The organism is Candidatus Dedyshia acidiphila (assembly GCF_051025295.1).
Classification (GTDB): domain Bacteria; phylum Acidobacteriota; class Terriglobia; order Terriglobales; family Acidobacteriaceae; genus KBS-83.
Genome location: NZ_JBMGJV010000074.1, coordinates 1 through 6056 on the forward strand (window position 1 = coordinate 1; position 6056 = coordinate 6056).

5 protein-coding genes are annotated in these 6056 nt (G+C 58.6%); 2 read left to right on the top strand and 3 right to left on the bottom strand.

What is annotated here, in order from left to right; all coding sequences use genetic code 11:
* A partial coding sequence (locus AC5IJH_RS18100; protein WP_491904224.1) for a hypothetical protein occupies window positions 1-241 on the bottom strand: 241 nt, incomplete at its 3' end.
* Window positions 242-792: 551 nt separating this feature from the next.
* Window positions 793-2451, bottom strand: a complete 1659-nt coding sequence (locus AC5IJH_RS18105; protein ID WP_491904225.1) for an MOSC domain-containing protein — start codon at window positions 2449-2451, stop codon at window positions 793-795.
* A gap of 486 nt (window positions 2452-2937) precedes the next feature.
* Between AC5IJH_RS18105 and AC5IJH_RS18110 the strand changes: the two genes are divergently transcribed.
* Window positions 2938-3492, top strand: coding sequence for a carboxymuconolactone decarboxylase family protein (locus AC5IJH_RS18110; protein WP_491904226.1), 555 nt, complete (start codon window positions 2938-2940; stop codon window positions 3490-3492).
* 1563 nt (window positions 3493-5055) lie between these two features.
* Window positions 5056-5301: an SDR family NAD(P)-dependent oxidoreductase gene (locus AC5IJH_RS18115; protein WP_491904227.1), complete on the top strand. Its 246-nt coding sequence runs from the start codon at window positions 5056-5058 to the stop codon at window positions 5299-5301.
* Between the two features lie 39 nt (window positions 5302-5340).
* Here AC5IJH_RS18115 and AC5IJH_RS18120 read toward each other — a convergent pair whose 3' ends face one another.
* Window positions 5341-5742, bottom strand: a complete 402-nt coding sequence (locus AC5IJH_RS18120; RefSeq protein WP_491904228.1) for an SDR family oxidoreductase — start codon at window positions 5740-5742, stop codon at window positions 5341-5343.
* Window positions 5743-6056 lie beyond the last annotated feature (314 nt).

Here is a 6056-nt window from a genome sequence, read left to right on the forward strand (position 1 = left end):
TTTTTTTGTTGGTGTCAGCAGGTATGTTGAGTCGTGACTGTCGATAGCTGCTTCCGCGAATATGAGCAGGAGTGGCTCGATTCTCGGCATGATCGCGCTCGGCAATGCCGCCGACGAAATCGCTCGGCGTCGCGCTGGTTGCGCCGTTGTGGCCGCTACTGGCAGGCGGCCCGTGACCACAGGTTTGGGGCTTGAGAACGCAGCGATGGGTGTCGACGAGGGCGGGTTCATTGTTGGTCAATGAGCCGACTGGAGACGACGGCCCCAAGCACGTGGGCAATGGGCGATGTCGCCGGCACTCCTCAGTTCACCCACGCATCACTCGACGACTACCGGATCGTCGCTGCGAATCAGCGAGGCGGCCAGCGAAGCACACGAGATCGGATCATCCCTTCCGTGCTGTTCACGGACCCGAGCTGGCTCACATCGGCGCAAGAGAGCACGACCTGGTGACTTCCGGCGGCAAGTTCAAGGTCACCCGCACATCCATGGCCGCGGTTCCTGCTGCTAGAACGCGGAACGCGGAACGACATCAGCGGCTTCATGAAGGCCGTGGTGGACGCGGAGAACGGCCTCATCCTCGGTGCAACGTTGCTCTGCACCGGCGTCTCCGAGGTGATCCAGCACGATCCAGATTGCAATGATCGCGGGACTACCCTATACCGCTCTTCGGGATGGGATCTTGTCGCATCCGACTCTGACAGAGGGCCTCAACATACTCTTTTCTCGGCTATAGGTTTCTTTTGCAGCACGTTGCTACAGACCAGCACGTTGCTACAGACCAGCACGTTGCTACAGATCAAGGGCGATGGCGGTGGTCGGGATCGCACAGCAAATCAGCACATTGCCCTCAAGCGGCGGGTCGAGTGGGTTCGGTGCATAGCGCACCTGACCATCCACCAGGCCGGACTCGCACACGTGGCAGACCCCGCTCCGGCACGACCAACGAACCGGAACGCCACATGACTCGGCAAACTCCAGGAGACTGCTGCATTGTGAGTTCCAGGGCACCGTGAGTGAGCTTCGCGCGAAGCTTACCTCCGGCCCAATACCTGCCGGTCCAGCAGGTACATGTGGAGTCGTCGCGGCACGTCCAGACATCCCCGGCGTCAGTGCTGTCTGTGTGCCGAACGTCTCGGAGTGGATGCGTGCCTTTGGAACTCCCCAGGCTGTCAGGGCATCGGCCAGATCATATGTAAAGCCGGTCGGTCCACAGAGGAAGAAGTCTGCTTCGGCTGGCAGTCCCCCGCTCTTCAACATCGAAAGCTGAAGGTGACCCGTAACGTCATAATCACGACCTACCGTATCGCTGTGTTCTGGTCTGCTGAATGCGACGAAGGAATGGTGGTTGCCCAGTCTTGCAAGCAGTCCGCGTACCTCCCCGGCAAACGCGTGCTCTCTTCCGTTCCGCGCCCCATGACACCACCACACGGATCTTGAACTGGCGGGCACCGAAGATGCGAGCGAATACAACATCGACAAGACGGGGGTAATTCCTATGCCCGCACTCAAGAAAACGACAGGTGATTCACCCGCTGTGAGCTTGAACCCTCCTCGGGGTGCACTCACATCGAGCGTGTCGCCGAGCCTCACTTCATCGTGGAGATATCGGCTTCCCGTGCCCCCGGTGCGCTTGACGCTGATTCGATACGTCCCAGCGCCAGTCGGTCCTGAGATCGAATAATTGCGTATAAGCGGCGAGCTCGCGCCTGCTGGCTTGAACCTGAGTGCGAGGAACTGCCCGGCAATGCACTCGGGCAAAGGACTGCCATCGATCGCGCCGAATGCAAAAGAAAGCACTTCCTCAGTCTCTCGCACAATCGCTGTCACCTTGAGCGGCCGCAGCCCCGGCCACACTGGCGGTGCCGACACTGTGGGAGCGAGACCTGCATTGCCTACCGAGTTCCCTGCCTGCTCAGCTTCGAGGATCGCCCTCAACGAATCCTGCCAACCCTGGCTCAGAGCTGGTATCCGAAGCGCACGTTCTAAGCCGTCACGCGTAGGTTCGGGGAGATAGAGCAGTCCGCCCATCTCAGCTATGGAGACGGCGCCGGGACCGTCCGATACCTTCTTGATCTCGTCGCCGGCTCCGATCAGTCCCTCTTGGATGACGCGGCAGTAGAACCCCGGCCGCTTGTGTGACACGAGCAACGACGGCATGTTCGGATTGTTCATTCTCAGGCCGACGCGATAGCAGGTCACTCTCGGCTGCGTCACCTCGAACAGCGCGTCACCGATACTGTAACGATCACCGACACAAACAGCCTCATCGGAGAGGCCTTCGACCGTCAGATTCTCGCCGAACTGGCCGTATTCAAAATCGTTCCGATTAAGAAGGTTCGACCAATAACGGTACGAGTCCAACTCGTACACCATGACGGCCCGATGTTCGCCGCCATGCCCAGCCAGGTCGCCTTGACCATCGCCATCAATATTGAGGCGGCGTGCCATCACTCGACCCGAGACGGGACGCTTCCAGATGGCGGTGTGCACGGCTTTGCCATTCCAGTCGACGTCCTGAGGAAGCCCAACATTGATCGAAACGATGGAGGCCATCAAGGTTCACCCGACGTTCAGGGTACGCGTACTCGCGCCAGCGCACATCATCTCTTTCTATGAGCACAGGCGGGTCAGAAGGCATGATCCCCACGTAAGCACCCTCGCAGCCATGCCCGGACTACAAGAATCGAAGGAGCCGCATGCCATTCCGTTGCGAGCCCTCTCCGAAACCTGCACCCGAAGATTTGAGTGGAGCGGAAGCGATTTAGCGTCCCTGTCACAGGGGGCATACCTGGGGTCTGCGGAGATCGGGTCAGTGCCTCAGAACCCGGACGCCATGACTACCTGCGACGTAATTGCTGAACCATGACCACGCGCCCATTATTGATATGTAGCCGCAGAACGGCTGTGCACTTCTAGTCAGAACGGAGTAGGACAATGCCAGACTTCGAGGTAAGAACTCTCACAACCGCCCCCGAACAGTCACGACCTGGACTGGAGGCGCTGCAGAAAGCATTCGGATTTCTTCCCAACATCGCCGGTGCTATCGCCAACTCGCCCACCCTGATCAACTCCCTCGCGTGCGTCTTTGGAAATGTACACAGCGGCAGCCTCAGTGAAGCTGACATCCAGGTTTTGCTGCTCACAAATGCAGTCACCAACGCATGCACATGGGCGGTTGCCTTCCACACAACACTTGCGCTCAAGCTGGGTGTGGGTGCTGAGAACATTCACTCGATCCGGGAAGGTCGGACACCTAAGGACCCCAGGTCCGCAGCGCTTTGGAGTTTCGCCAAGACACTCATCGAAACACGCGGGCATGTCTCACCGCAGCAACTTGACGTATTTCTTAGCGCTGGCTTCGAACAGGAGCAGGCCCTCGAGGTCATTGCAGTGAGCGCCGCATCAACAATCACGAACTACGCCGGAACTTTAGCCAACCCTCCGTTGGAGGCCCAGTTTCAGCAGAATGCATGGGCACCAAACAAGTAATCCAACCATAACGGTTCACTTACATATGCGTTCTGTTTGCAGGGGCGTTTGCGAGCTCATTTATCGGAAGTTAGTCCATCACGCCCCGGCAATGCCTCTTACGCCATCTGCGCTCAGGCGCTGCATTCTTCAAGAATTCTCGATCTCTTAGCCGCAGCCACCTAGCAGAACCTAACCAGTAGGGATGATGTATGCAAAACCAGCCCAGATACTCTCTCGCTTGTGAGACCACGCCGACAGCGTCGATCGGAAAGGCACCTATGCTCGGAGTGCTGCACGTTGGTGGTGGCTAGGGCAGCAAGCGATTATGGACGACTAGGCTTCATCCGTTCCCAAGGGACCACGCGAGAGGCCATTCGTCCTCTCGACGGCCTGTAGATTGACAGTACCTCTAGGCCAGAGCTCGCTCGGCGCGGCGCGCGATGCTGATGGAGCCGGTCCGCCTTGCTGAAGGGTCAGTGGACGGCGCCAGCCGAGGCGCCGGAAAGAAGCACGCCATCAGTGCAGCCCGTCCAGCATCAAGCACGTGCTGAGATTAGTCAAGGTGTGCAGGTGCTAACGAGACCGCATGAGTCACCCAGTGAGGCGACCACCAGCGTGATTCGATACACCATATCGGGTCACGATTGCTGCTTCTAGCTTTTACCTCCCCAAGAGATAGCCTTTGCAGGCGGCCAAGCGCCAACACGGTTGAGAATGCCGAACCAGTCCTCGAGGCGCTAAGTGTGAATGACTTTGCCGTTCTGCAGGTGATGGTTATGGGTCACAGAGCATTGCCGGCAGGATTGCGATCGCCGACGCCTCCAAACAATCCTCGAAACGTGCGAAACGGAATCGAAGATGTTTGTTCGAAGCCAGTCGCTTGCCTTCGCGATGTTGCCATCGGCCGCGTCGAAGACACCATAGAACTCGAAGAACGACCCACCGCCGCGCGTGAGGGGTCGCACCTGCATATGACCGTTGTAGTTCAAGGTGAGATCGGCACCATCGGAGGTTAGGAATTCTAGCCTCATCTCTGGATCGCTCAGTTCCAGAAGCCGTTCCCGCACGCCCCCCCCCCCCGCCCCGTGCTGCAGGGTTCTTTCTGCACTATCCTGTCAGGCGCATCTCCTGCTCTGAGCTCACTCGAAATGATGAAGGGAAACCACTCGGGAAGCGCGTTGAAGTTCCTGACCAATGCCGAAACCTTTTCGGAGTCTGCTTCCACGATGGTGCTGCCGTAAACCGTTGCCATGTACTGCCTCCTTGCTGCCGATGAGAAGAGGTGAAGACCCTGTCAGCAATCGAGGCGAATTACGACTTTCACGAGCGCGCCCCCGTAGAGGTGCCGGTAGGCGGCTGGACGACCTCTAGCGCCGTTTTCCGGGACTCATACCCGTCGTCCTAACCGCAGCCGACACGATGGAGCAAGAGCAGGCGGGAGCTCGCAAGAGCGGCAGAAGTCAGCGACTAAAGAACAAGGTGTGACGGCTTGCTGACAATAGAGGTTCTCAGCGAGCGGATAAAGCTCCTCACAGCGCGCTTCGCACAGAAGGGATCGCAGTCATGACACAGTCACCTGAAATGCAAGAGATGGTTATCATCAGTGGCGCATCCAGCGGCATCGGCGCAGCTACGGCGCGTGAACTGGCAAAGCGAGGGTTCCACGTCCTCGCGGGCGTGCGGCTCGACCAGGATGGCGAGGCAATTCAGGCAGCGGGCATAGAGCCGCTCATCCTCGACATCAGCAACCCGGACCACATCCGGGCGCTAGCGGCTCGGATCGACGAAGACCCGCAGGGCCGGGCAGTGCGGCAACTTCTGCCATAGCGCCAGTCCTTGCCACGCCACTGTCCGATGGAGCCGTAGCTAAATCTGAACCATCTCGCCGTCGACGAAGAGTTCGGCGCCATTCACGTAGCTTGCATCTTGGGAGGGGAGGAACAGGACCGCTTTTGCAATCTCATCCGGATTTCCGGCGCGCCCCAGAGGAATGTTTTTCGCCAATTCCGACAAGAGCCGCTCGGCATTTTCACGGCTACTTGGACTGACGCGTTTACGCGTATGCGCCGCGCCCTCAGCTCCTTTGCCCATGTCCGCGCGAAGCTTCGCACCGCAGCTTTGCTTGCGCTCAAGACACCGAATCCAGGTATCCCCTTGATCGTCCACATGGACGCATTCAGGACAGCGGCTGCTCCGTCGGGCATCAATGGCAACGCCTTCTGCATGCAGAAAAAACGCCTTTGACCTTCGTTGAGAACCCTGCTTCAAACTGATTCTCAGTGATCTGCTCGATGATCGCGTGCTCAGCAGATGTAAATATATGAGGCATGGCTTGGGATACGCAGGAAACACTCGTCTGGGCCCGCATCGAACGTGCGTAAAGCCGGTTTGGAGCCTTCGGCCGCTCGACGTGCGAATCGCGTGCTGTTTCATGCACGTCTAGGGCGCGCGACTCGCACGAACTCTCGCATCAGGACTTCGGCCCTAGTGATATCCCGCAAATGAACAGCAAGCCTCCGTGAACGGGCCCTGGTCGGCAGTCGTTTCGTTCAGAGTTTCTGCTCCTCCAGCAACCTCGTAGA

Bases quoted from the DNA above. Each gene is read 5' to 3' on its own strand.
- AC5IJH_RS18105 (WP_491904225.1), bottom strand. From the start codon at position 2,451: ATGGCACGCCGCCTCAATATTGATGGCGATGGTCAAGGCGACCTGGCT.
- AC5IJH_RS18110 (WP_491904226.1), top strand. From the start codon at position 2,938: ATGCCAGACTTCGAGGTAAGAACTCTCACAACCGCCCCCGAACAGTCA.
- AC5IJH_RS18115 (WP_491904227.1), top strand. From the start codon at position 5,056: ATGCAAGAGATGGTTATCATCAGTGGCGCATCCAGCGGCATCGGCGCA.